The sequence below is a fragment of the Klebsiella sp. C360 genome (genome assembly GCF_048822415.1).
In the GTDB taxonomy this organism is placed as follows: Bacteria; Pseudomonadota; Gammaproteobacteria; order Enterobacterales; family Enterobacteriaceae; genus Klebsiella; species Klebsiella quasipneumoniae.
This window is the reverse complement of the sequence record NZ_JBMEZZ010000005.1, coordinates 157,725-178,409: the sequence shown is the minus strand read 5'-3', so window position 1 is coordinate 178,409 and position 20,685 is coordinate 157,725. Positions and strand designations below refer to the sequence as shown.

Here is a 20,685-nt window from a genome sequence, read left to right as displayed (position 1 = left end):
GTAATCAGCAAGAGTGTAGACAGTTAAGCGAACCGCTTACAATGATAACTGTGATTTATGTCGCGGTGGTGTACGTAACGCGCGCCTGAATGGAAAACGTCAGGCCTTAATTATCCAGCTCATCCATGGATTTCACCTGATCGCGGTTAATCTGCTCCACGCGTCCGGTTTCGGCATTTTTGTAAGAGACCAGACCGGTATCATCATCCACCTGCGGTTTACCGCTGGTGACAATGGTCTTGCCGTCGGTGGTTTTGATCGACTGATTCGATGAGCAACCGGCCACGAACATGATTGCCGTCGCTGCCAGCGCGGATGCCACCAGAATATTGTTCCGCATTGTATCCTCCTGTCTTTTCATCAATAGGTATCGTTATGGTGCTAACTATAGTTAGCCTGACCCGACAGGGGGTTAAAAGCAGAACTCTCTGAAGATGGCCGCAGCAAAAAAAATGGGCTGACGATATCGTCAGCCCAGGTTTGTTGCTATCCGGCCAGGCCGGAGCGCTTATTTGGTGATTTGCGCGTGCATTTCCTGAACCGAAATCACCTTGTCGGTGGCGTCAGCGTTCAGCGCCATCGCGGTGGCAAAGCCGCCGTTCAGGGTGGTGTCATAGTGCACTTTGTACTGCAGGGCGCTGCGGCGAATCAGCTTGGAGTCTTCAATCGCCTGACGACCTGCGGTGGTGTTGATGATGTAGGTATATTCGCCATTCTTGATACGGTCCTGAATGTGCGGACGACCTTCATGCACCTTGTTCACCAGACGCGGGTTGATGCCCGCTTCGCCCAGCACAATCGCCGTGCCGTGGGTTGCATCCAGCTCGAAACCAAACTTCAGCAGCTTCGCCGCCAGGTCGACCACGCGCTCTTTGTCGCCTTCGCGGACGGAGAGCAGCGCGCGCCCCTGTTTCTTCATGGTCGAGTTGCTGCCCAGCTGCGCCTTGGCGAACGCTTCGGCAAAGGTGCGGCCGACGCCCATCACTTCCCCGGTGGAGCGCATTTCTGGCCCTAACAGCGGGTCAACGCCCGGGAATTTGTTGAACGGCAGAACCACCTCTTTCACCGAGTAGTACGGCGGGATGATCTCTTTGGTCACGCCCTGCTGCGCCAGCGTCTTACCGGCCATCACGCGCGCCGCCACTTTCGCCAGCGGTACGCCGGTGGCTTTGGAGACGAACGGCACGGTACGCGCCGCACGCGGGTTGACTTCAATCAGATAGACTTCGTTATCTTTCACCGCGAACTGGACGTTCATCAGACCGCGAACCTGCAGCTCGAAGGCCAGCTTCTGCACCTGCTCGCGCATCACATCCTGAATCTCTTTGCTCAGGGTGTAGGCTGGCAGGGAACAGGCGGAGTCGCCGGAGTGAACGCCTGCCTGCTCGATATGCTCCATGATGCCGCCAATCAGCACCATTTCGCCATCGCAGATAGCATCGACATCCACTTCAATCGCGTCGTCGAGGAAGCGGTCCAGCAGCACCGGCGCGTCGTTGGAGACGCTGACCGCAGTCTGGAAGTAGCGGCGCAGATCCTGCTCGTCATAGACGATCTCCATCGCCCGACCGCCCAGCACGTAAGACGGACGCACCACCAGCGGGTAGCCAATCTCTTTCGCTTTCTCTACCGCCTGTTCAATGGCGGTGACGGTGGCGTTCGCCGGCTGCTTCAGCTTCAGACGATCAACCGCGTGCTGGAAGCGCTCACGGTCTTCCGCACGGTCGATAGCGTCCGGGCTGGTACCGATAACCGGTACGCCTGCGGCTTCCAGGGCGCGCGCCAGCTTCAGCGGCGTCTGGCCGCCGTACTGCACGATAACGCCTTTTGGCTTCTCGATGCGCACGATTTCCAGCACGTCTTCCAGGGTGACCGGCTCGAAGTACAGACGGTCGGAAGTGTCGTAGTCAGTAGAGACGGTTTCCGGGTTACAGTTGACCATGATGGTCTCGTAACCGTCTTCGCGCAGCGCCAGCGAGGCGTGTACGCAGCAGTAGTCGAATTCGATACCCTGACCGATACGGTTCGGGCCGCCGCCGAGGACCATGATTTTATCGCGGTCAACGGACGGGTTGGACTCGCACTCTTCTTCATAAGTGGAGTACATATAGGCGGTATCGGTGGCGAATTCCGCGGCGCAGGTGTCCACGCGCTTGTAGACCGGGTGCAGATCATACTGGTCGCGCAGTTTGCGGATTTCCGCTTCCCGCACGCCCGCCAGCTTCGCCAGACGCGCATCGGCAAAGCCTTTACGCTTCAGGGTGCGCAGGAAGTCAGCGTCGAGGCCGTTGATGCCCACTTCTGCCACTTTCTCTTCCAGACGGACCAGCTCTTCAATCTGCACCAGGAACCAGCGGTCGATGTTGGTCAGGTTGAAGACGCCGTCAACCGAGAGGCCCGCGCGGAACGCGTCGGCGATGTACCAGATACGCTCAGCGCCGGCGTCTTTCAGTTCGCGGCGGATTTTAGTCAGCGCTTCCGGATCGTCGAGGCTCACTTTCGGGTCGAAGCCAGTGGCGCCCACTTCCAGACCGCGCAGCGCTTTCTGCAAGGACTCCTGCTGGGTACGGCCAATCGCCATCACTTCGCCGACGGACTTCATCTGGGTGGTCAGACGGTCGTTGGCGCCGGCGAATTTTTCGAAGTTAAAGCGTGGGATTTTCGTGACCACGTAGTCGATGGACGGCTCGAAGGAAGCCGGGGTACGGCCGCCGGTGATGTCGTTCATCAGCTCGTCGAGGGTGTAACCTACCGCCAGCTTGGCGGCCACTTTAGCAATCGGGAAGCCGGTGGCTTTCGAGGCCAGCGCCGAGGAGCGGGAAACGCGCGGGTTCATTTCGATAACGATCAGGCGACCGTTTTTCGGGTTGACCGCGAACTGAACGTTAGAGCCGCCGGTTTCGACGCCGATTTCACGCAGCACCGCCATCGAGGCGTTACGCATGATTTGGTACTCTTTGTCGGTCAGGGTCTGCGCCGGCGCAACGGTGATGGAGTCACCGGTATGGATCCCCATGGCGTCGAAGTTTTCGATAGAGCAGACGATGATGCAGTTGTCGTTCTTATCGCGCACCACTTCCATCTCATACTCTTTCCAGCCGATCAGCGATTCATCAATCAGCAGCTCGTTGGTGGGAGAGAGATCCAGGCCGCGGGTACAAATCTCTTCGAACTCTTCGCGGTTATAGGCGATGCCGCCGCCGGTGCCGCCCATGGTGAACGACGGACGGATGATGCACGGATAGCCGACGTCAGCCGCTACCGCCAGCGCCTCTTCCATCGTGTGGGCGATACCGGAACGCGCGGTGTCGAGACCGATTTTTTTCATCGCGATATCGAAACGGCGACGGTCTTCGGCCTTGTCAATCGCATCGGCGGTGGCGCCAATCATGGTCACGCCGAATTCAGCCAGCACCCCCTGACGCTCCAGCTCCAGCGCGCAGTTCAGCGCCGTCTGGCCGCCCATGGTCGGCAGCACCGCGTCCGGGCGTTCTTTTTCGATGATTTTGCGCACCACTTCCCAGTGAATCGGCTCGATGTAGGTGGCATCGGCCATTTCCGGGTCGGTCATGATGGTCGCCGGGTTAGAGTTCACCAGGATAACGCGGTAGCCCTCTTCGCGCAGGGCTTTACAGGCCTGGGCGCCGGAGTAGTCAAACTCGCACGCCTGACCGATAACAATCGGGCCCGCGCCCAGAATCAGGATACTTTTTATGTCTGTACGTTTTGGCATGGCTCTTTTACTCCTGATTATTTCGCGGACTGACGGTATTGCTCAATTAACTCGATAAAGTGGTCGAACAGCGGCGCGGCATCGTGCGGCCCCGGGCTCGCTTCAGGGTGGCCCTGGAAGCTGAACGCCGGCTTGTCGGTGCGATGGATCCCCTGCAGGGTGCCGTCGAACAGCGACTTGTGGGTCACGCGCAGGTTGGCCGGCAGCGTCGCCTCATCCACGGCGAAACCGTGGTTCTGGGCGGTGATCATCACCACGTTATTATCAATATCTTTCACCGGGTGGTTGCCGCCGTGGTGGCCGAACTTCATCTTAATGGTCTTGGCGCCGCTCGCCAGCGCCAGCAGCTGATGGCCGAGGCAGATGCCGAACACCGGAATATCGGTCTCCAGGAATTTTTCAATCGCGTCGATAGCGTAATCACACGGCGCCGGGTCGCCAGGACCGTTGGAGAGGAAAATGCCGTCCGGATTGAGCGCCAGCACATCCGCCGCCGAAGTTTTCGCCGGCACCACCGTCAGGCGGCAGCCGCGATCAACCAGCATGCGCAGGATGTTGCGTTTCGCGCCGAAGTCATACGCGACGACGTGGAACGGCAGCTCGCTTTCCGCTTTCGCTTCCGGCAGGTCGCCCGCCAGGGTCCAGCTGCCTTGCGTCCAGCTGTAGGTTTCTGCGGTGGTCACTTCCTTCGCCAGGTCCATGCCGTTCAGGCCAGGGAACGCTTTCGCTTTTTCCAGCGCCAGCTGGGCATCCGGACTGTCGCCCGCGATGATGCAGCCGTTCTGCGCCCCTTTCTCACGCAGCAGACGCGTCAGCTTGCGGGTATCGATATCGGCAATCGCCACGATGTTATGGCGCTTCAGATAGGAAGAGAGGTCTTCGGTACTGCGGAAGTTGCTGGCAATCAGCGGCAGGTCGCGAATAACCAGACCCTGAGCATGTACCTGAGAAGATTCTTCATCGGCGGCGTTGGTGCCGACATTACCAATATGAGGATAAGTAAGAGTGACGATTTGGCGGGAATAGGAAGGATCAGTGAGGATTTCTTGATAACCGGTCATTGAAGTATTGAAAACGACTTCCCCAACCGCCGTGCCGGTTGCCCCGATGGCCCGACCGTGAAACTGGGTTCCGTCTTCCAGAACCAATAGCGCTGACTTAATCAAAACATCCTCCAGAGAATATCCACTCACTTTATTTGCATATTAATTCATAAACACGATCTGAATCAATGCAAATCTGTTGCCCGCAGATTTTTGGCAAACGGCGGCATTCTGGAGAGATGTCGGATAAAAGTCAACTTAAAGCGGAGATTTTTAATGTCATTTTACGCCACTGGCGCATAACACGTGATTTTTACGCCAAAAAGATCAACAAACCTGGCTGAGAAAACGCTTGCGGACGACGAAGAGTGTAAAACCTGGCGCTGAACGGCAAAAAAGTGGACCAAATGGTCAAAATTTACATTTCGTTCACTAAAAAACCGAACCACATACAAACTTATAGCCTTCTCAGATGAAAAACAAACAAAAACAGCTAAAAATAAAAAAGGGCAACAAAATATTGCCCCTTGCATCAATAACTTATTGATAGCAATAACCACATCACGATGGGTAATAATCGTTATAAACTATTCAGTTCCAGCACGTCGCGCATATCAAAGAGGCCATTTTTCTTGCCTTTCAGCCACAATGCAGAGCGAACCGCGCCATTAGCAAATGTCATCCGACTGGAGGCTTTATGGGTGATCTCAATACGTTCGCCAATATCAGCAAACATCGCTGTATGTTCACCGACGATATCCCCCGCGCGGACGGTCGCGAAGCCAATGGTGCCCGGGACGCGTTCGCCAGTGTAGCCTTCACGACTGTAGACTGCGCAGTCCTTGAGATCTTTGTTCAATGCCCCGGCGATCGCTTCGCCCATCGCCAGCGCGGTGCCTGAAGGCGCATCCACTTTATGCCGATGGTGCGCTTCGATAATTTCGATGTCGGTGTAGTCGCCCATCACCTTCGCCGCCTTCTCCAGCAGCTTTAACAGAACATTGACGCCGACGCTAAAGTTAGCGGCAAAGACAATGGCAATCTCCTGCGCGGCATCGCTAATCGCCTGCTTGCCAGCGTCGTCAAAACCGGTAGTGCCGATGACCATCCCTTTGCCGTGGTCGCGGCAAAACGCCAGATGGTTCAGCGTGCCTTCCGGGCGGGTAAAATCGATCAACACGTCGAAATCATCTTTTACCGCCGTCAGGCTGCTCTGCACCGTGACGCCCGCTTTGCCGGCGCCCGCCAGCTCGCCGGCGTCGCTGCCCACCAGGCTGGATCCTTCACGCTCCAGCGCCGCGCCCAGCGCCACTCCATCCATCTGCAGCGCAGCCTGAATTAACTGGCGTCCCATCCGGCCGCCCGCGCCGGCGATGGCCACGCGGATTTGTGCATCATGCATAGCTATTCTCTTTTGTTAACATTACGTAAATTGTTTTCAGAGTAACCAGCCCGTCAGCGGGCCGCTACTCAAAAACGCCGATAATTAGAAATTTATGACAAACGGCGGACGATATCAGTAAAAACTATATGATTGTGCCGCAATTCCTCGTTTACGCAGTGAGAACCAGGATGCGAATGATGATGCCCCGCCCGCACGGTGCGGGCGAGGACGATGTTGCAGAGGGTTACAGCGGGAAAAGCGCGCCGGCGGGAAACGCGGATAAAAACCAGGTCACCGCCAGCAGATCGGCGCTACCGCCGGGGCTAAGATGGCGGGCAATCAGATCGTCATCAAACTGGCGCAACGCCTCCAGCCCACCGTCAGCCAGCACGCCGCCCTGCCACAGCAGCCGCTGCGCCTCCTGCTGGACATAGTTCAATCCAGCCAGCCCGCCGCGTGACACCAGGTTGGTGTCATCATTCCATGCCATCAAATGCAGCAGGGTTTGCAGTAGCGCCAGATTGCTGTCGCCGGTCTCCTCCATCATGCGGTTAAAGACCGGTAATGCCTGGGTGCGCACAGTCAGGAATCCGCTCTCCGCCTCGCCGCGAGCGCCGGAGAAGCCGTAACGCAGAAAATGCATCTCGCTTTTGCTCAGCCGTTCCCCACTGGCGGAGGACAATTCCTGCATAACCATGCCGCGACAGAAGCGCGCCACCTGGTCGCAAAGCCGGTGCTGCTCTATCGGCTCGCCTTTCGAGACCAGCCTGCCCGCTGCCGCGCTGAGCAGGCCAAAAGCGAAGATCGCCCCACGATGGGTATTCACCCCGCCGGTGACCTCCAGCATATCGTTCTCGCAGGCCATTCCCACCGGACGCAGCATCATCAACACCTGCTCCGGCGCGACCGCCGCGGTATCGTGGCCCATGATAAAAAACTTCTCCATCCACGGCGCCACCACCGCGGTACTGGCCTCAAACGAGGCCAGATCCATATCCCGGTGCGCGCCAGCGTTACGAATATCCACCAGCCCGGGCTTAGGGGTCAGGCGAACTTCGGTCAACAGCGCGCGCTCTACCGCGCTGACCACCTCTTCGGCGCTCAGTGGTTTTCCGCGTAGCACACGCGGAGGTTGAATTAACACGTCGCTCATGGCCTTTCCCCTCTGCGCTTAGTCGCTGTTTTTCACCTGATGGATCACATCGATAACCGAACCGTCGCGATAGCGGACTACCGCCACCACCCGATCGGTAAATTCGATCGCTTTCGGTTTGCCCGTCAGCAACTCCGCGCGCTGCTGCAGTTCCTCTATGGTCATCAGCGCAATACCAGCGTTGCGTAAATTGTCGATCAGGTCCTGGCGCGCCGGGTTTACCGCAATGCCATGGTCGGTGACCAGCACATCCACGCTGGCTCCCGGCGTCACGCGGGTCAGCACCTTTTCCACGACGCAGGGAATGCGGCCGCGAACTAACGGCGCGGTAATGATGGTCAAATCCGCGCCGGCGGCGGTATCGCTATGGCCGCCTGACGCGCCGCGCAGCACGCCATTGGAGCCGGTCATCACGTTGACGTTAAAGTCGGTGTCAATTTCCAGCGCGCTGAGCATTACCACGTTTAAGCGCTCGCAGGAGGCCCCTTTGGAACCCGGGCTGGCATACTGATTGGTAGAGATTTCGACGTGGTTCGGGTTCTGCGCCAGCGAGCGCGCCGCATCGCCATCGAACGACTGGGTGTCGAGCAGCGTTTTAATCAGCCCTTTCTCATGCAGATCGACCATCGTCCCGGTGATGCCGCCAAGGCCGAAGCTGGCGGTGATACCGTTGCGGCGCATTTTGTCTTCCAGGAAGCGGCTCACCGCCAGCGAGGCGCCGCCGGTACCGGTCTGCAGCGAGAACCCCTCTTTAAAGTAACCGGAGTGTTCAACCACCTTCGCCGCCTGGCGGGCGATCAGCAGCTCGCGCGGGTTGCTGGTCAGACGAATGGCGCCAGCGGTGATTTTTTCCGGATCGCCTACTTCGTCCACCTGAACGATCAGATCCACCTGATCCTGGGCGATACTGGCCGGGTAGTTAGGGTAGTCCACCCACTCTTCGGTCAACAGCACGACGCATTTGGCATGTTCCGCATCAACGCGCGCGTAGCCCAGCGAGCCGCAGCGCGACTTACCGCTAAAGCCGTTGGCATTGCCAAACTCATCGCAGCAGGGAACGCCGAGGAACGCCACGTCAATGGACAACTCACCGCTTTGGATCAGCTGTACGCGACCACCGTGAGAGTGGATCTGCACCGGATTTTCCATCAGCCCGGCGGAGATCTCCTCGCCGAGCTTCCCGCGCAGGCCGGAGGTGTAGATCTGGCGGATCACGCCGTTTTTAATATGCTCGATCAGCGGCCAGTGAGCGTCGATAAGCGAACTGGACGCCAGGGTCAGATCGCGAAAGCCCATCTCCGCCAGCTTCGCCACCACCATATTGACCACTTTGTCACCGCCGCGAAACGCGTGGTGGAACGAGATGGTCATGCCGTTTCGCAGGCCGGAACGACGGATTGCCGTTTCCAGCGAGTCGCAGATTTTACGCCGCCGCTTTTCCGTCTCACTGGCCAGCCATGGGCTTTTCGCCGTCACGCCGCTGTAAGGGGTCAATCCTTCCGGCATCACATACTGCTGATTAAGCATTGCTACTGTCTCTTTCATCTTATTCCCCTTAATCACGAATACCGGAAGCTGAAAGCGCCACCACTTTGCGCGCGTGGTCGATAATCGGTCCATCGATCATCTTGCCGTTCAGCGACACCACGCCCAGACCGCGCGACTCTGCCTCTTCCGCCGCGGCAATCACCTCCAGCGCATGGTCGACCTCTTTTCGCGTCGGGGCATAGACCTGGTGCAGCAGTTCAATCTGGCGCGGGTTGACCAGTGATTTCCCGTTGAAGCCGAGGTTCTTCGCCAGATTCGCTTCCGCGAGGAAGCCCTCTTCATTATTAATATCCGACCACACGACGTCATAGGCGGCGATGCCGGCGACCCGCGCAGCATGCAGCACGGCGCAGCGGGCATAGAACAGCTCAGTGCCGTCGCCGCGGGAGGTGCCCATATCCATAACGTAGTCGAAGGCCGCCAGCGCGATGGCCGACAGACGCGGGCTGGCGCGGGCGATCTCGACCGCGTTTACCACCCCCAGCGCCGACTCGATGGCCGCCATAAGCCTGGTGCTACCCACTTCCCGGCCGCACTCGCGTTCAATCCGCTCAACGTGGGCTTCCAGTTCATGAATATCTTCTTTGCTGTCGGTTTTCGGCAGACGTACCATGTCCACACCCGCCCGTACCACCGCTTCCAGGTCGGCCAGACCAAACGGCGTATTTAGCGGGTTAATGCGCACCACGGTTTCGATATCCTGATACAGCGGATGCTGCAGCGCCTGATACACCAGCAGGCGAGCGGTATCTTTCTCGCGCAGCGAAACGGCATCTTCAAGGTCGAACATCACCGCATCGGCGCCGTAAACGAATGAAGTACTTAACATGGCGGCATTGGCGCCGGGGATAAACAGCATACTGCGACGTGGTTTCATAGCTGGCTCCATTGCAATTGAGACTGTTGCGCCGCGCGCAGGGCCGCAGCCTGAACCCGGGCGCGCAGAACGCACTCCAGCGCCCCTTTATCATCCACCACCACGTTGGCCTGGCTAACGCCGAGCTGCGTCAGGGTTTCTCTGACCACCTGCTCAATCGCATCGCCAAACTGCTGCTTCACAATGCTGTCGATCTCCAGTTGAATGCCCGGCTGCGTCGCCGGCCCAATCCTGACCATCACATCGCTGGACTCCAGCGTGCCGGCCAGGGCGTCAATCTTCATTTCCATAGAGGCAAATCCTTTGTTATGGCGTAAAAATCAGGCGGTTTGATGTTCGCTTTCCGCCAGTTGCATCAGAAAAGAGAGGGTTCCCGGCGGCACCAGCGCCGCCACCGCCTGCCAGTTGCGCTGCCGGTACAGTTCGCGCACCCTGGAAGCCGATATCGGCCCGCCGTTTTTTTCGATCCGCGCCAGCTCAACCACTTCAACAGGCGGCGCGTCGCCTGGCGCTGCCAGCAACGCTTTCATACGCTGGTTGTAATGGCGGGTCAGCGAACACAGCGGCTCAGTGCCGACAAAACGATGGGTTATCTTCAGCGCCGGGGCTAAATGTTCGCGGAACAGCTGGAGATCGATCTGGTTGTGGCAGTCATCCACCACCCCCTGTTCTTTGAGGAAGTAGCCGGGGAAGGTGGCCCGCGAGATGAGGTATGCCGAACCGGGATGCAGCGTTACCTTGTCGATGCCGGCAATCCCTTTTTCGATTAGCGTGTAGCGATCCTGATACGTGAAACGGGAGGCATCCTCTTTCACCACAAACAGGTGTAGCCAGTCGCACTGACGGGCCGCCTGCTCCACCAGCCAGCGGTGGCCGAGCGTGAACGGGTTGGCGTTCATCACGATAGCGCCTATTTTGCGTCCCGGCTGACGGTACATCGCCAGCTGGCGGCAGTAGCGGGTCAGCCGTTCGCGGCTATTTTCCAGTAACACGGCGAGATCGCCGGCCTGCGCGATTGGCCAGAATCCGGCGCCGGCAAAGAGTGCGGCGTTACAGGGCTTAGTGAATAAAAACAGTTCACTGCGCCCCAGCTCGTAGGCCAGGGTGAGTAATTCTGTCAGTAGCTTAAGGCTCAGCCCCTCCCCCTGCAGCGAGGGGTCGATAGCGATGCACTTCAGGACGTTGCCGGCGATGGCGCCGCAGCCGACCAGCCGCTGCTGATACTCGGCGACAATGGCCATTTCGCAATCAGCCTCTAATGAGAGCTGATGCTGACGGAGAAAGAGGTCAATCGCCTCTCGCCGCGATTTATCCTTCCGTAGCAGAACGCGTTTTAATATCAGAGTCATTTTTTAGCGCTTCGTTATTCCAAAACGACCTGTATTTCGCCAGCGTTCGGCTATCGATTCTTGTATTTAAATCACAATTTTTCCCGTCGCTTAATTGGCTTTATGGTTTTTATGTTGTTAATTCATTCAGCATAATAAAAATAATTAAATTAATTAAAAACACGAGTATTCAGTGAAGGTTATCACACCTTAACACTGAATCTATTTATTACTATGCGCCGGTCTTATTACTTCATTGATAAACAGGATAACGTTTATGACTAACATGAGCCAGGCTCCGGCGACGGAGAAAAAGGGCGTAAGCGACCTGCTGGGATTTAAAATCTTCGGCATGCCGTTACCCCTTTATGCGTTTGCGTTAATTACGCTATTACTTTCCCACTTCTTTAATGCGTTACCCACCGACCTGGTTGGCGGCTTTGCCATTATGTTTATTATCGGCGCCATCTTTGGCGAGATTGGCAAACGGCTGCCGATATTTAATAAATATATTGGTGGCGCGCCGGTGATGATCTTCCTCGCCGCCGCTTATTTCGTTTACGCAGGCATTTTTACTCAAAAAGAAATTGATGCAATCACTAATGTGATGGATAAAAGCAACTTCCTGAACTTATTCATCGCAGTTTTGATAACTGGCGCCATTCTCTCGGTTAACCGTAAACTACTGTTGAAATCGCTGCTGGGTTATATTCCGACGATCCTTATGGGGATCCTCGGCGCATCTATCTTCGGGATTATCATCGGCCTGTGCTTCGGTATTTCCGTAGACCGCATCATGATGCTGTACGTCCTGCCGATTATGGGCGGCGGCAACGGCGCAGGCGCGGTTCCGCTGTCTGAAATTTATCACTCCGTCACCGGCCGCTCCCGTGAAGAGTACTACTCCACCGCGATTGCCATTCTGACCATCGCCAATATCTTCGCCATCGTTTTTGCCGCGCTGCTCGATATTATCGGTAAAAAACACACCTGGCTGAGCGGGGAAGGCGAACTGGTACGTAAAGCCTCCTTTAAAGTTGATGATGATGAAAAAGCAGGCCAGATTACCCATCGCGAAACGGCAGTCGGCCTGGTGCTCGCCACCACCTGTTTCCTGCTGGCCTACGTCATTGCCAAGAAAATTTTGCCAAGCATTGGCGGTGTCTCAATCCACTATTTCGCCTGGATGGTGCTGATCGTCGCGGCGCTGAACGCTTCCGGCCTCTGCTCGCCGGAGATCAAAGCCGGGGCCAAACGCCTGTCTGATTTCTTCTCTAAGCAGCTGCTGTGGGTACTGATGGTCGGCGTCGGCGTGTGCTACACCGACCTGCAGGAAATTATCGACGCGATTACCTTCGCGAACGTCATCATCGCTGCGGTAATCGTCGTGGGTGCTGTCATCGGGGCGGCCATCGGCGGCTGGATGATTGGCTTCTTCCCGATCGAATCCGCCATCACCGCAGGCCTGTGCATGGCTAACCGCGGCGGCTCAGGCGACCTGGAAGTGCTCTCTGCCTGTAACCGTATGAATCTTATCTCTTATGCGCAAATCTCCTCCCGTCTGGGCGGCGGTATTGTGCTGGTCATCGCCAGCATTGTGTTCGGCATGATGATGTAACCAACACGCACGATGGCGATGTTTGAGCGTCAACCACAGCGATGCCAGTCAGGGGCCAGAGCCGGGGGCGGCTTCGGGAAATCCCCCCTACTCCTTAGCCGGAAGTATCGTTTGGTTAACCTTCAAACACGCCGTCGTGCCCTTACTTTAGGGTCTTTCAATGACTGAAGCTGTACTGCTGGGTGAAGGCTTCACCCTGATGTGCCTCGGCATGGGGTTCGTGCTGGCGTTTCTGTTTCTGCTGATTTTCGCCATCCAGGGGATGTCCGCCGCCGTCAGCCGCTTCTTCCCCGAACCGGCTGCGGCGCCAAAAGCGACGCCACTGCCCGCCGTTGCGCCCGCCGACGACTTCGCCCGCTTAACGCCGGCGATTGTCGCCGCCATTCACCACCACCGCCGTCTTCACCCTTAATTCACGGAGGAATTCATGACCGTTGCCATTACCGATGTCGTCCTGCGCGACGCCCACCAGTCCCTGTTCGCCACCCGTCTGCGTCTCGACGATATGCTCCCCGTCGCCGCTCAGCTTGACGACGTCGGCTACCGCTCGCTGGAGTGCTGGGGCGGGGCCACCTTCGACGCCTGCATCCGCTTCCTCGGCGAGGACCCGTGGGTCCGCCTGCGCGAGCTGAAAAAGGCGATGCCGAAAACCCCGCTGCAGATGCTGCTCCGCGGCCAGAACCTGCTCGGCTACCGTCACTACGCCGACGACGTGGTCGAACGCTTCGTGGAGCGAGCCGTCAAAAACGGCATGGACGTCTTCCGCGTCTTCGACGCCATGAACGACCCGCGCAACATGCAGGCCGCCCTGCAGGCGGTCCGCAGCCACGGCGCCCACGCCCAGGGCACCCTGAGCTACACCACCAGCCCGGCCCACACCCTGCAGACCTGGCTCGACCTCACCGAACAGCTGCTGGAGACCGGCGTCGACTCCATCGCGATTAAAGACATGTCCGGCATTCTCACCCCTGGCGCCGCCTTTGAGCTGGTCAGCGAAATCAAAAAACGCTTTGCCGTCACCCTGCACCTGCACTGCCACGCCACCACCGGCATGGCGGAGATGGCCCTGCTGAAGGCCATTGAAGCCGGCGTCGACGGCGTCGATACCGCCATCTCCTCGATGAGCGCCACCTACGGCCACCCGGCCACCGAAGCGCTGGTGGCCACCCTCGCCGGCACGAAATATGACACCGGGCTGGATATCCACAAGCTGGAGAGCATCGCGGCGTATTTCCGCGAGGTGCGTAAGAAGTACCACGCCTTCGAGGGCCAGCTGAAAGGCACCGACAGCCGTATCCTCGTCGCCCAGGTGCCGGGCGGGATGCTCACCAACCTCGAAAGCCAGCTGAAGCAGCAAAATGCCGCCCACCGTCTGGATGAAGTGCTGGCGGAAATCCCCCGCGTGCGCGAGGACCTCGGCTTCATCCCGCTGGTCACCCCGACCTCGCAGATTGTCGGCACCCAGGCGGTGCTCAACGTGCTGACCGGCGAGCGCTATAAAACCATCGCGAAGGAGACCGCCGGTATTCTGAAAGGTGAATACGGCCGCACCCCGGCGCCGGTGAACGCCGCCCTGCAGGCCCGCGTACTGGACGGCGCTGAAGCCATCACCTGCCGCCCGGCGGACCTGCTGAAGCCGGAGCTGGCGCAGCTGGAAGCCGATGTGAAGCGCCAGGCGCGGGAGAAGAATATTCAGCTGGCGGAGAACGCCATCGACGATGTGCTCACCGTGGCCCTGTTCCCCCAGCCCGGCCTGAAGTTCCTCGAAAACCGCCATAACCCGGCGGCCTTTGAACCGGTGCCGCAGGTGGAAGACGCCAGGCCTGCCGCGCCGGCGAAAGCCGCCGCCTCCGGCGTCTACACCGTGGAAGTGGAAGGCAAAGCCTTTGTGGTGAAGGTCAGCGACGGCGGCGACGTCAGCCAGCTGACGGCGGCCACCCCGTCTTCCGCACCGGTTCCGGCCGCCGCCCCGGCCGGCGCCGGCACCCCGGTCACCGCGCCGCTGGCGGGCACTATCTGGAAGGTCATTGCCGCGGAAGGCCAGACGGTGGCCGAAGGCGAGGTGCTGCTGATTCTGGAAGCCATGAAGATGGAGACCGAAATCCGCGCCGCTCATGCCGGGACCGTGCGCGGTATCGCGGTGAAAGCCGGCGACGCGGTGGCGGTCGGCGACACCCTGCTGCAGCTGGCGTAACGACGAGGAGCGGAAATGGAAAGTCTGAACGCCCTGATTCAGGGGATGGGGCTGATGCACCTGGGGTTCGGCCAGGCGGTGATGCTGCTGGTCAGCCTGCTGCTGCTCTGGCTGGCGATCGCGAAGAAGTTCGAGCCGCTGCTGCTGCTGCCGATTGGCTTCGGCGGCCTGCTGTCGAACATCCCGGAGGCCGGGCTGGCGCTGAGCGCTCTGGAGAGCCTGCTGGCCCACCACGACCCGGCGCAGCTGGCGGTGATTGCCGCGAAGCTCCACTGCGCGCCGGACGTCCACGCCATTAAGGAGGCGCTGGCCCTGGCCCTGCCGTCGGTGCAGGGGCAGATGGAGAGCCTGGCGGTGGACATGGGCTACTCCGCCGGGGTGCTGGCCATCTTCTATAAGGTCGCCATCGGCTCGGGTATCGCGCCGCTGGTGATTTTTATGGGCGTCGGGGCGATGACCGACTTCGGCCCGCTGCTGGCCAACCCGCGCACCCTGCTGCTGGGGGCGGCGGCGCAGTTCGGTATCTTCGCCACCGTCCTCGGGGCGCTGACGCTGAACTACTTCGGCCTGATTTCGTTCACCCTGCCGCAGGCGGCGGCCATCGGCATCATCGGCGGCGCCGACGGCCCGACGGCGATCTACCTGTCGGGCAAGCTGGCGCCGGAGCTGCTGGGGGCCATCGCGGTGGCCGCCTACTCCTACATGGCGCTGGTGCCGCTGATCCAGCCGCCGATCATGAAGGCGCTGACCACGGATAAGGAGCGGAAGATCCGCATGGTGCAGCTGCGCACGGTGAGTAAGCGGGAGAAAATCCTCTTCCCGGCGGTGCTGTTGCTGCTGGTGGCGCTCCTGCTGCCGGACGCCGCGCCGCTGCTGGGGATGTTCTGCTTCGGCAACCTGATGCGCGAGAGCGGGGTGGTGGAGCGGCTGAGCGATACGGTGCAGAACGCGCTGATCAACATCGTGACCATCTTCCTCGGGCTGTCGGTGGGGGCCAAGCTGGTGGCGGACAAGTTCCTGCAGCCGCAGACGCTGGGGATCCTGCTGCTGGGGGTGATCGCCTTCTGCGTGGGGACCGCCGCCGGGGTGCTGATGGCGAAGCTGCTGAACAGGTTCAGTAAGAACCCGATCAACCCGCTGATCGGTTCAGCCGGGGTGTCGGCGGTGCCGATGGCGGCCAGGGTGTCGAACAAGGTGGGTCTGGAAGCGGACGGGCAGAACTTCCTGCTGATGCACGCGATGGGCCCGAACGTGGCGGGGGTGATCGGCTCGGCGATCGCCGCCGGGGTGATGCTCAAGTACGTGCTGGCGATGTAGGCCGGCGTCCTCCCCGGAGGCGTGGCCGTTGCCCCGCCTCCGGGTCAGGATTAACAACGCCCCTTTGCCATCGATCACTTTTCTGAAATTAGCGGTTCTGTGCGCCATCTGCGGGTTCTCGGGCCGCGAAACGGGGAAACTAATCATTTAATGTCTATTGGCGCTATGTATACCCGAAAAATCACCCACTGGTTTGCCAGGCGATCGTTTCAGAATCGCATCTTCCTGCTGATCTTATTCACCTCGACGATCGTTATGCTGGCGATGTCATGGTATCTGACCGACATTACCGAAGAGCGTCTGCATTACCAGGTCGGGCAGCGGGCGCTGATTCAGGCAATGCAGATTTCGGCGATGCCGGAGCTGGTCGAGGCGGTTCAGAAACGCGACCTCGCCAGAATCAAAGCGCTTATCGACCCCATGCGTTCGTTCTCCGACGCCACCTATATCACCGTCGGTGATGCTAACGGCCAGCGCCTCTATCACGTCAACCCTGATGAAATCGGCAAATCGATGGAGGGCGGCGATAGCGATGAAGCACTATTAAACGCGAAAAGCTACGTGTCAGTGCGCAAAGGCTCGCTGGGCTCCTCGCTGCGCGGTAAATCACCGATTCAGGACGAGACCGGCAAGGTGATCGGCATTGTGTCGGTAGGCTATACCATTGAACAGTTAGAGAACTGGCTCAGCCTGCAGATAAGCTCGCTGCTGATCCCGATGGCGATCATGTTACTGCTCCTGCTCTACTGCGCCCGCCGCTTCTCGTTGCATATCAAAAAGCAGATGCTGAATATGGAACCCCAACAGCTGTCGCAGCTGTTGATCCAGCAAAGCGTATTGTTTGAATCCGTGTTCGAAGGGCTTATCGCCATCGACTCCCGTTACAAGATCACCGCGATTAATCAGACTGCCCGCCGGTTGCTCAACCTGAGCCAACCGGAAACGACGCTTATCGGTAAAGGGATCAGCAGCGTGATTTCGCAGGAGGCTTTCTTCTACGATGCGCCGCAGACCAATAAAAAAGACGAGATCGTCACCTTCAATCAGATCAAAGTGATCGCCAGCCGGATGGCGGTGATCTTAAATAATGAGCCACAGGGCTGGGTGATCAGCTTTCGTAGTAAAGACGATATCAACACCCTCAGCCTGCAGCTTAGCCAGGTACAACAATATGCCGATAACCTGCGCGCCGTGCAGCATGAGCATCGCAATCTGATCTCCACCATCGCCGGCCTGCTGTTTCTTAAACGCTACGATCATGCGCTGGATCTGATCCAACAGCAGTCGGAAAGTCACCAGAAGGTCATCGATTTTATCGCGCGTAATTTCCAGGACAACCACCTGGCCGGGCTGTTGATCGGCAAATATTACCGGGCCAAAGAGCTTGGACTTGAGCTGATTTTCGATCCAGCCTGCTTCGTCGACCGATTACCCACCGCCCTTTCTCACAACGAATGGATCTCGATCGTGGGGAATCTGCTTGATAACGCCTACAATGCCAGCCTGCAACAGCCGCAGGGCTCAAGGCAGATAGAGTGCCTGATCAACAGTGACGGCCACGAGGTGATTATCGAGGTCGCCGATCAGGGATGCGGCATTGACGAGACGCTGCGCGATCGGATCTTCGAGCGCGGCGTCACCAGCAGCGTCAGCAAAGATCATGGCATCGGACTCTGGCTGGTTCGCAGCTACGTGGAACAGGCAGGTGGCAGCATCGTCGTCGAAAATAACATACCTTTTGGCACCATCTTTACTCTTTATATTCCCCTGACCCGAGATGAACATCATGGATAGCATCACCACTCTTATCGTTGAAGACGAACCTATGCTGGCGGAGATCCTGGTGGATAACATCAAACAGTTTCCCCAGTTCGACGTCATTGGCATTGCGGATAAACTCGAGAGCGCCAGGAAACAACTCAGACTGTATCAACCGCAGTTGATCCTGCTGGATAATTTCTTACCTGACGGCAAAGGTATCGACCTGATCCGCCATGCGGTCAGTACCCATTACAAGGGGCGGATTATCTTTATTACCGCTGATAATCATATGGATACCATCAGCGAAGCACTGCGCCTGGGGGTGTTCGACTATCTGATTAAGCCGGTGCACTATCAGCGCCTGCAGCACACCCTGGAGCGCTTCGCTCGCTATCGCAGCTCGCTGCGTTCCAGCGAACAGGCCAGCCAGATCCACGTCGATGCGCTGTTTAATATTCAGGCTCGGGAACAGACGGAACCGGCCAGCGCACCGCTACGTGGGATCGATGAAAGCACCTTTCAGCGCGTACTCCAGCTGTTTGCCGACCCGGCGGTGGTGCATACCGCCGACTCGCTGGCGCGTATCCTTGGCAGCAGCAAAACCACCGCCCGCCGTTATCTGGAACAAGGGGTGAAGAACGACTTTCTGGAAGCGGAAATCAGCTACGGCAAGGTTGGTCGACCGGAGCGTATTTATCGCGGCAAACAGACCTCCCCTGAGCAGGTCTGAAACGTTTACGCCAGGGAATAGCTGACCACCAGCTGCCCCTTCTTCATCTTAATCTGACTGATAAGAATGTCGCCCAGCTCCGCCAGGCGGGCGACGTGTGTGCCACCGCAGGGATAGGCGGGCAGTTCGCCAAACCCCACCATGCGCAAACCCTCAGCGAAGATCACCTGACGCGGGAGGTCCTGCGCCTGCCATGCCTTCACCTGGCTCAGCAGCGCGCTGGCGTCGGGTATCACGGCGTGGTTCCCGCCGGTGAAAGCGATCCGCCCCTCGCCAGGCCAGTGGTGCGCTTTCACCGGTTGCCAGCCAAGCTGTTCGCCCGCCAGGCCAAGCAGGTGGCCGGCGGAATGCAGGCGGGCATGCAGGTGTCTCGCGGAGGCATCTATTCTCATCTCCACTTCACCGAGGGGAAGCGGTTGCGACAGAATATGCAGCACGCTGTCGCCGCGCACAATAACCGTCTCAACGGCCTGACCAGCTATCCAGCCGCGATCCGCCGGTTGACCGCCCCCTTGCGGGTGAAACAGCGTCCGATCCAGTTCGATGGCGTAGCGGCCATCCGCTTCCGCAGTGCAGGCGATGATCTGGGCGCGCCCATCGGTAGCGTCGCTGGTGTAATAAACCCGTTCAGTCATAGTGATTCTCCTCTCTGTCCGCCCAGTATATTATTAATACCGACAGCGATAATCCTATCACCAGCCAATGCACTCTTGCTCCGGGAGCACAAATGAATCTCAGCCTCCTGCCCGACCTTGCCCTTTTCGTCCAGATCGTCGACCAGGGCAGCTTCTCCGCCGTCGCCCGCCAGAGCGGCATTACCCCTTCCGCCGTTAGCCGCAGCGTGTCGCGGCTGGAGCGAGAGATGGGCTGCAAACTGCTGCAGCGTACCACCCGCAAGCTGCGTCTGAGCGATGCCGGGGAAACGGTGTATCAGCATGCCCAGCAGATGCTGGAAGCGGCGCGACAGGCGATGGATTCCGCCGGCAGTCGCCAAACGGTCGCCCAGGGAAAGCTGACGCTCAGCGTGCCGAAAGCCGTCGGCCGCTTCGTGATCCATCCGCTGATGATGGCGTTTTTTCAGCGTTACCCGCAGGTTGACGTCTGCCTGCGGCTGGAAGATCGCCCTCTGGATTTTATCGATGACGGTATCGATCTGGCGTTACGCATCACCGATACCCCCTCGCCCGGTCTGCATGGCAAACCGTTGATGCCAGTCACGCACGTTATCTGTGCCACTGAGGCCTATTTACAGCGCCACGGTATGCCGCGCACGCCGCAGGAACTGCGCGCGCACAGCTGCATCAGCCTTGGCGAAACGCCCGCCGACGCGCGCTGGAAGTTCCGTCGGGAAGGGAGAACCGAAACGGTGCAAACATACGGGCGGTACGCCGCCAACCATACCGCCGTGCGCCTCGACGCGGTCAGGCAGCATTTAGGGATCGGCAGCCTGCCGCTGTTCACCGCCCGCGAGGCGCTGGCGAATGGCGATATCGTGCAGGTGCTGCCCGAATGGGAATTTATCAGCAGCTACTCCGGCGATCTGTGGCTGCTCTGGGCGGGAGATAAGCATATGCCCGCCAGAATGCGGGCGATGATTGATTATCTCAGCGAGACGGTGCCGGCGCTGAACGCAGGCAGCATAGCGCCAGCGAAATAACCGCAAACCACGGAATGATAACCCCCAGCACGAACCAGAGCCCGGAGCGGCCGATATCATGCATCCGCCGGCAGCCGATCGCCAGCAGAGGGAGAGTCATCAGCAGCAACCACAGCGCAGCAAAGGGAATAACAACAAAACTGAGGATGCCGTATTGAGGGTTAAAGCTGGTTGCCAGCCACCAGACGGCCAGCGGCGCGCTGGCGATCAGTAGATTGATAAGAAAAAACGTCCAGAACTGCTGTCGGCTGGCCCGGCCGCTAAAATTAAAGGTCTCTTTCCAGCCGCTTAAATACGCCTGTCCATAGGTCATTGTCTCTCTCCATGAGAATAACGTCACTG

General features: G+C 58.7%; 18 protein-coding genes. 7 read left to right on the top strand and 11 right to left on the bottom strand.

What is annotated here, in order from left to right; genetic code table 11:
• Positions 1-106 precede the first annotated feature (106 nt).
• The 9 genes from ACOI7D_RS15795 to citC all read right to left on the bottom strand — a co-directional run bounded on the left by ACOI7D_RS15795 (position 107) and on the right by citC (position 11,087).
• The gene (locus ACOI7D_RS15795) at positions 107-340 is read right to left on the bottom strand and encodes a YgdI/YgdR family lipoprotein (RefSeq protein ID WP_002888059.1); all 234 of its coding nucleotides are present in this window, start codon (positions 338-340) and stop codon (positions 107-109) included.
• A 168-nt stretch (positions 341-508) separates the two neighbouring features.
• Positions 509-3,733 (bottom strand): carbamoyl-phosphate synthase large subunit, encoded by a 3,225-nt coding sequence (carB, locus tag ACOI7D_RS15790; RefSeq protein WP_004204267.1) that lies wholly within the window; start codon positions 3,731-3,733, stop codon positions 509-511.
• Positions 3,734-3,750: 17 nt separating this feature from the next.
• Positions 3,751-4,899, bottom strand: a complete 1,149-nt coding sequence (gene carA, locus ACOI7D_RS15785) for a glutamine-hydrolyzing carbamoyl-phosphate synthase small subunit (protein WP_023291945.1) — start codon at positions 4,897-4,899, stop codon at positions 3,751-3,753.
• Between the two features lie 457 nt (positions 4,900-5,356).
• On the bottom strand, positions 5,357-6,178 hold the full coding sequence (gene dapB, locus ACOI7D_RS15780) for a 4-hydroxy-tetrahydrodipicolinate reductase (RefSeq protein ID WP_109546661.1): 822 nt from the start codon (positions 6,176-6,178) through the stop codon (positions 5,357-5,359).
• Between the two features lie 226 nt (positions 6,179-6,404).
• The gene (citG, locus tag ACOI7D_RS15775; protein ID WP_109546662.1) at positions 6,405-7,313 is read right to left on the bottom strand and encodes a triphosphoribosyl-dephospho-CoA synthase CitG; all 909 of its coding nucleotides are present in this window, start codon (positions 7,311-7,313) and stop codon (positions 6,405-6,407) included.
• An 18-nt stretch (positions 7,314-7,331) separates the two neighbouring features.
• Positions 7,332-8,858 (bottom strand): citrate lyase subunit alpha, encoded by a 1,527-nt coding sequence (gene citF / locus ACOI7D_RS15770; RefSeq protein ID WP_032429096.1) that lies wholly within the window; start codon positions 8,856-8,858, stop codon positions 7,332-7,334.
• A 10-nt stretch (positions 8,859-8,868) separates the two neighbouring features.
• Positions 8,869-9,738, bottom strand: a complete 870-nt coding sequence (citE, locus tag ACOI7D_RS15765) for a citrate (pro-3S)-lyase subunit beta (protein WP_023291941.1) — start codon at positions 9,736-9,738, stop codon at positions 8,869-8,871.
• A complete protein-coding gene (citD, locus tag ACOI7D_RS15760) occupies positions 9,735-10,028 on the bottom strand; it encodes a citrate lyase acyl carrier protein (RefSeq protein ID WP_023291940.1) in 294 nt (97 codons plus the stop codon). Before citD ends, citE begins: the two co-directional genes overlap by 4 nt.
• A 30-nt stretch (positions 10,029-10,058) precedes the next feature.
• Positions 10,059-11,087: a [citrate (pro-3S)-lyase] ligase gene (gene citC, locus ACOI7D_RS15755; protein WP_044520982.1), complete on the bottom strand. Its 1,029-nt coding sequence runs from the start codon at positions 11,085-11,087 to the stop codon at positions 10,059-10,061.
• Positions 11,088-11,343: 256 nt separating this feature from the next.
• Here citC and citS point away from each other — a divergent pair, with 256 nt between their 5' ends.
• The 6 genes from citS (at position 11,344) to ACOI7D_RS15725 (ending at position 18,686) form a co-directional block, all read left to right on the top strand.
• The gene (citS, locus tag ACOI7D_RS15750) at positions 11,344-12,684 is read left to right on the top strand and encodes a citrate/sodium symporter CitS (RefSeq protein WP_109546663.1); all 1,341 of its coding nucleotides are present in this window, start codon (positions 11,344-11,346) and stop codon (positions 12,682-12,684) included.
• Between the two features lie 160 nt (positions 12,685-12,844).
• Complete coding sequence (locus ACOI7D_RS15745; protein WP_109546664.1) at positions 12,845-13,096, top strand: oxaloacetate decarboxylase subunit gamma; 252 nt, start codon at positions 12,845-12,847, stop codon at positions 13,094-13,096.
• A gap of 15 nt (positions 13,097-13,111) precedes the next feature.
• Entirely contained in the window at positions 13,112-14,878 is a 1,767-nt protein-coding gene (gene oadA, locus ACOI7D_RS15740) for a sodium-extruding oxaloacetate decarboxylase subunit alpha (protein ID WP_109546665.1), read from the top strand.
• A 15-nt stretch (positions 14,879-14,893) separates the two neighbouring features.
• Positions 14,894-16,195 (top strand): oxaloacetate decarboxylase subunit beta, encoded by a 1,302-nt coding sequence (locus ACOI7D_RS15735; protein WP_023291143.1) that lies wholly within the window; start codon positions 14,894-14,896, stop codon positions 16,193-16,195.
• A 165-nt stretch (positions 16,196-16,360) separates the two neighbouring features.
• A complete protein-coding gene (locus ACOI7D_RS15730) occupies positions 16,361-17,989 on the top strand; it encodes an ATP-binding protein (protein ID WP_086075196.1) in 1,629 nt (542 codons plus the stop codon).
• Entirely contained in the window at positions 17,982-18,686 is a 705-nt protein-coding gene (locus ACOI7D_RS15725; protein ID WP_048296651.1) for a response regulator, read from the top strand. Before ACOI7D_RS15730 ends, ACOI7D_RS15725 begins: the two co-directional genes overlap by 8 nt.
• Before the next feature lie 5 nt (positions 18,687-18,691).
• Here the strand turns inward: ACOI7D_RS15725 and ACOI7D_RS15720 are convergent, their stop codons facing one another.
• Positions 18,692-19,321, bottom strand: a complete 630-nt coding sequence (locus ACOI7D_RS15720) for a serine-tRNA(Ala) deacylase AlaX (RefSeq protein WP_050534018.1) — start codon at positions 19,319-19,321, stop codon at positions 18,692-18,694.
• 92 nt (positions 19,322-19,413) lie between these two features.
• Between ACOI7D_RS15720 and ACOI7D_RS15715 the strand changes: the two genes are divergently transcribed.
• Positions 19,414-20,343 (top strand): LysR family transcriptional regulator, encoded by a 930-nt coding sequence (locus ACOI7D_RS15715; protein ID WP_023291931.1) that lies wholly within the window; start codon positions 19,414-19,416, stop codon positions 20,341-20,343.
• Here the strand turns inward: ACOI7D_RS15715 and ACOI7D_RS15710 are convergent.
• Entirely contained in the window at positions 20,291-20,656 is a 366-nt protein-coding gene (locus ACOI7D_RS15710; RefSeq protein ID WP_049014574.1) for a DUF805 domain-containing protein, read from the bottom strand. The genes ACOI7D_RS15715 and ACOI7D_RS15710 overlap by 53 nt on opposite strands.
• Positions 20,657-20,685 lie beyond the last annotated feature (29 nt).

Coding starts and splice junctions, on each gene's coding strand:
- ACOI7D_RS15715 (WP_023291931.1), top strand. CDS start 19,414: ATGAATCTCAGCCTCCTGCCCGACCTTGCCCTTTTCGTCCAGATCGTC.
- ACOI7D_RS15730 (WP_086075196.1), top strand. CDS start 16,361: ATGTATACCCGAAAAATCACCCACTGGTTTGCCAGGCGATCGTTTCAG.
- citG (WP_109546662.1), bottom strand. CDS start 7,313: ATGAGCGACGTGTTAATTCAACCTCCGCGTGTGCTACGCGGAAAACCA.
- ACOI7D_RS15710 (WP_049014574.1), bottom strand. CDS start 20,656: ATGACCTATGGACAGGCGTATTTAAGCGGCTGGAAAGAGACCTTTAAT.
- ACOI7D_RS15735 (WP_023291143.1), top strand. CDS start 14,894: ATGGAAAGTCTGAACGCCCTGATTCAGGGGATGGGGCTGATGCACCTG.
- ACOI7D_RS15725 (WP_048296651.1), top strand. CDS start 17,982: ATGGATAGCATCACCACTCTTATCGTTGAAGACGAACCTATGCTGGCG.
- ACOI7D_RS15745 (WP_109546664.1), top strand. CDS start 12,845: ATGACTGAAGCTGTACTGCTGGGTGAAGGCTTCACCCTGATGTGCCTC.
- citF (WP_032429096.1), bottom strand. CDS start 8,858: ATGAAAGAGACAGTAGCAATGCTTAATCAGCAGTATGTGATGCCGGAA.
- citD (WP_023291940.1), bottom strand. CDS start 10,028: ATGGAAATGAAGATTGACGCCCTGGCCGGCACGCTGGAGTCCAGCGAT.
- citS (WP_109546663.1), top strand. CDS start 11,344: ATGACTAACATGAGCCAGGCTCCGGCGACGGAGAAAAAGGGCGTAAGC.
- citC (WP_044520982.1), bottom strand. CDS start 11,087: ATGACTCTGATATTAAAACGCGTTCTGCTACGGAAGGATAAATCGCGG.
- carB (WP_004204267.1), bottom strand. CDS start 3,733: ATGCCAAAACGTACAGACATAAAAAGTATCCTGATTCTGGGCGCGGGC.
- ACOI7D_RS15795 (WP_002888059.1), bottom strand. CDS start 340: ATGCGGAACAATATTCTGGTGGCATCCGCGCTGGCAGCGACGGCAATC.
- ACOI7D_RS15720 (WP_050534018.1), bottom strand. CDS start 19,321: ATGACTGAACGGGTTTATTACACCAGCGACGCTACCGATGGGCGCGCC.
- dapB (WP_109546661.1), bottom strand. CDS start 6,178: ATGCATGATGCACAAATCCGCGTGGCCATCGCCGGCGCGGGCGGCCGG.
- oadA (WP_109546665.1), top strand. CDS start 13,112: ATGACCGTTGCCATTACCGATGTCGTCCTGCGCGACGCCCACCAGTCC.
- citE (WP_023291941.1), bottom strand. CDS start 9,738: ATGAAACCACGTCGCAGTATGCTGTTTATCCCCGGCGCCAATGCCGCC.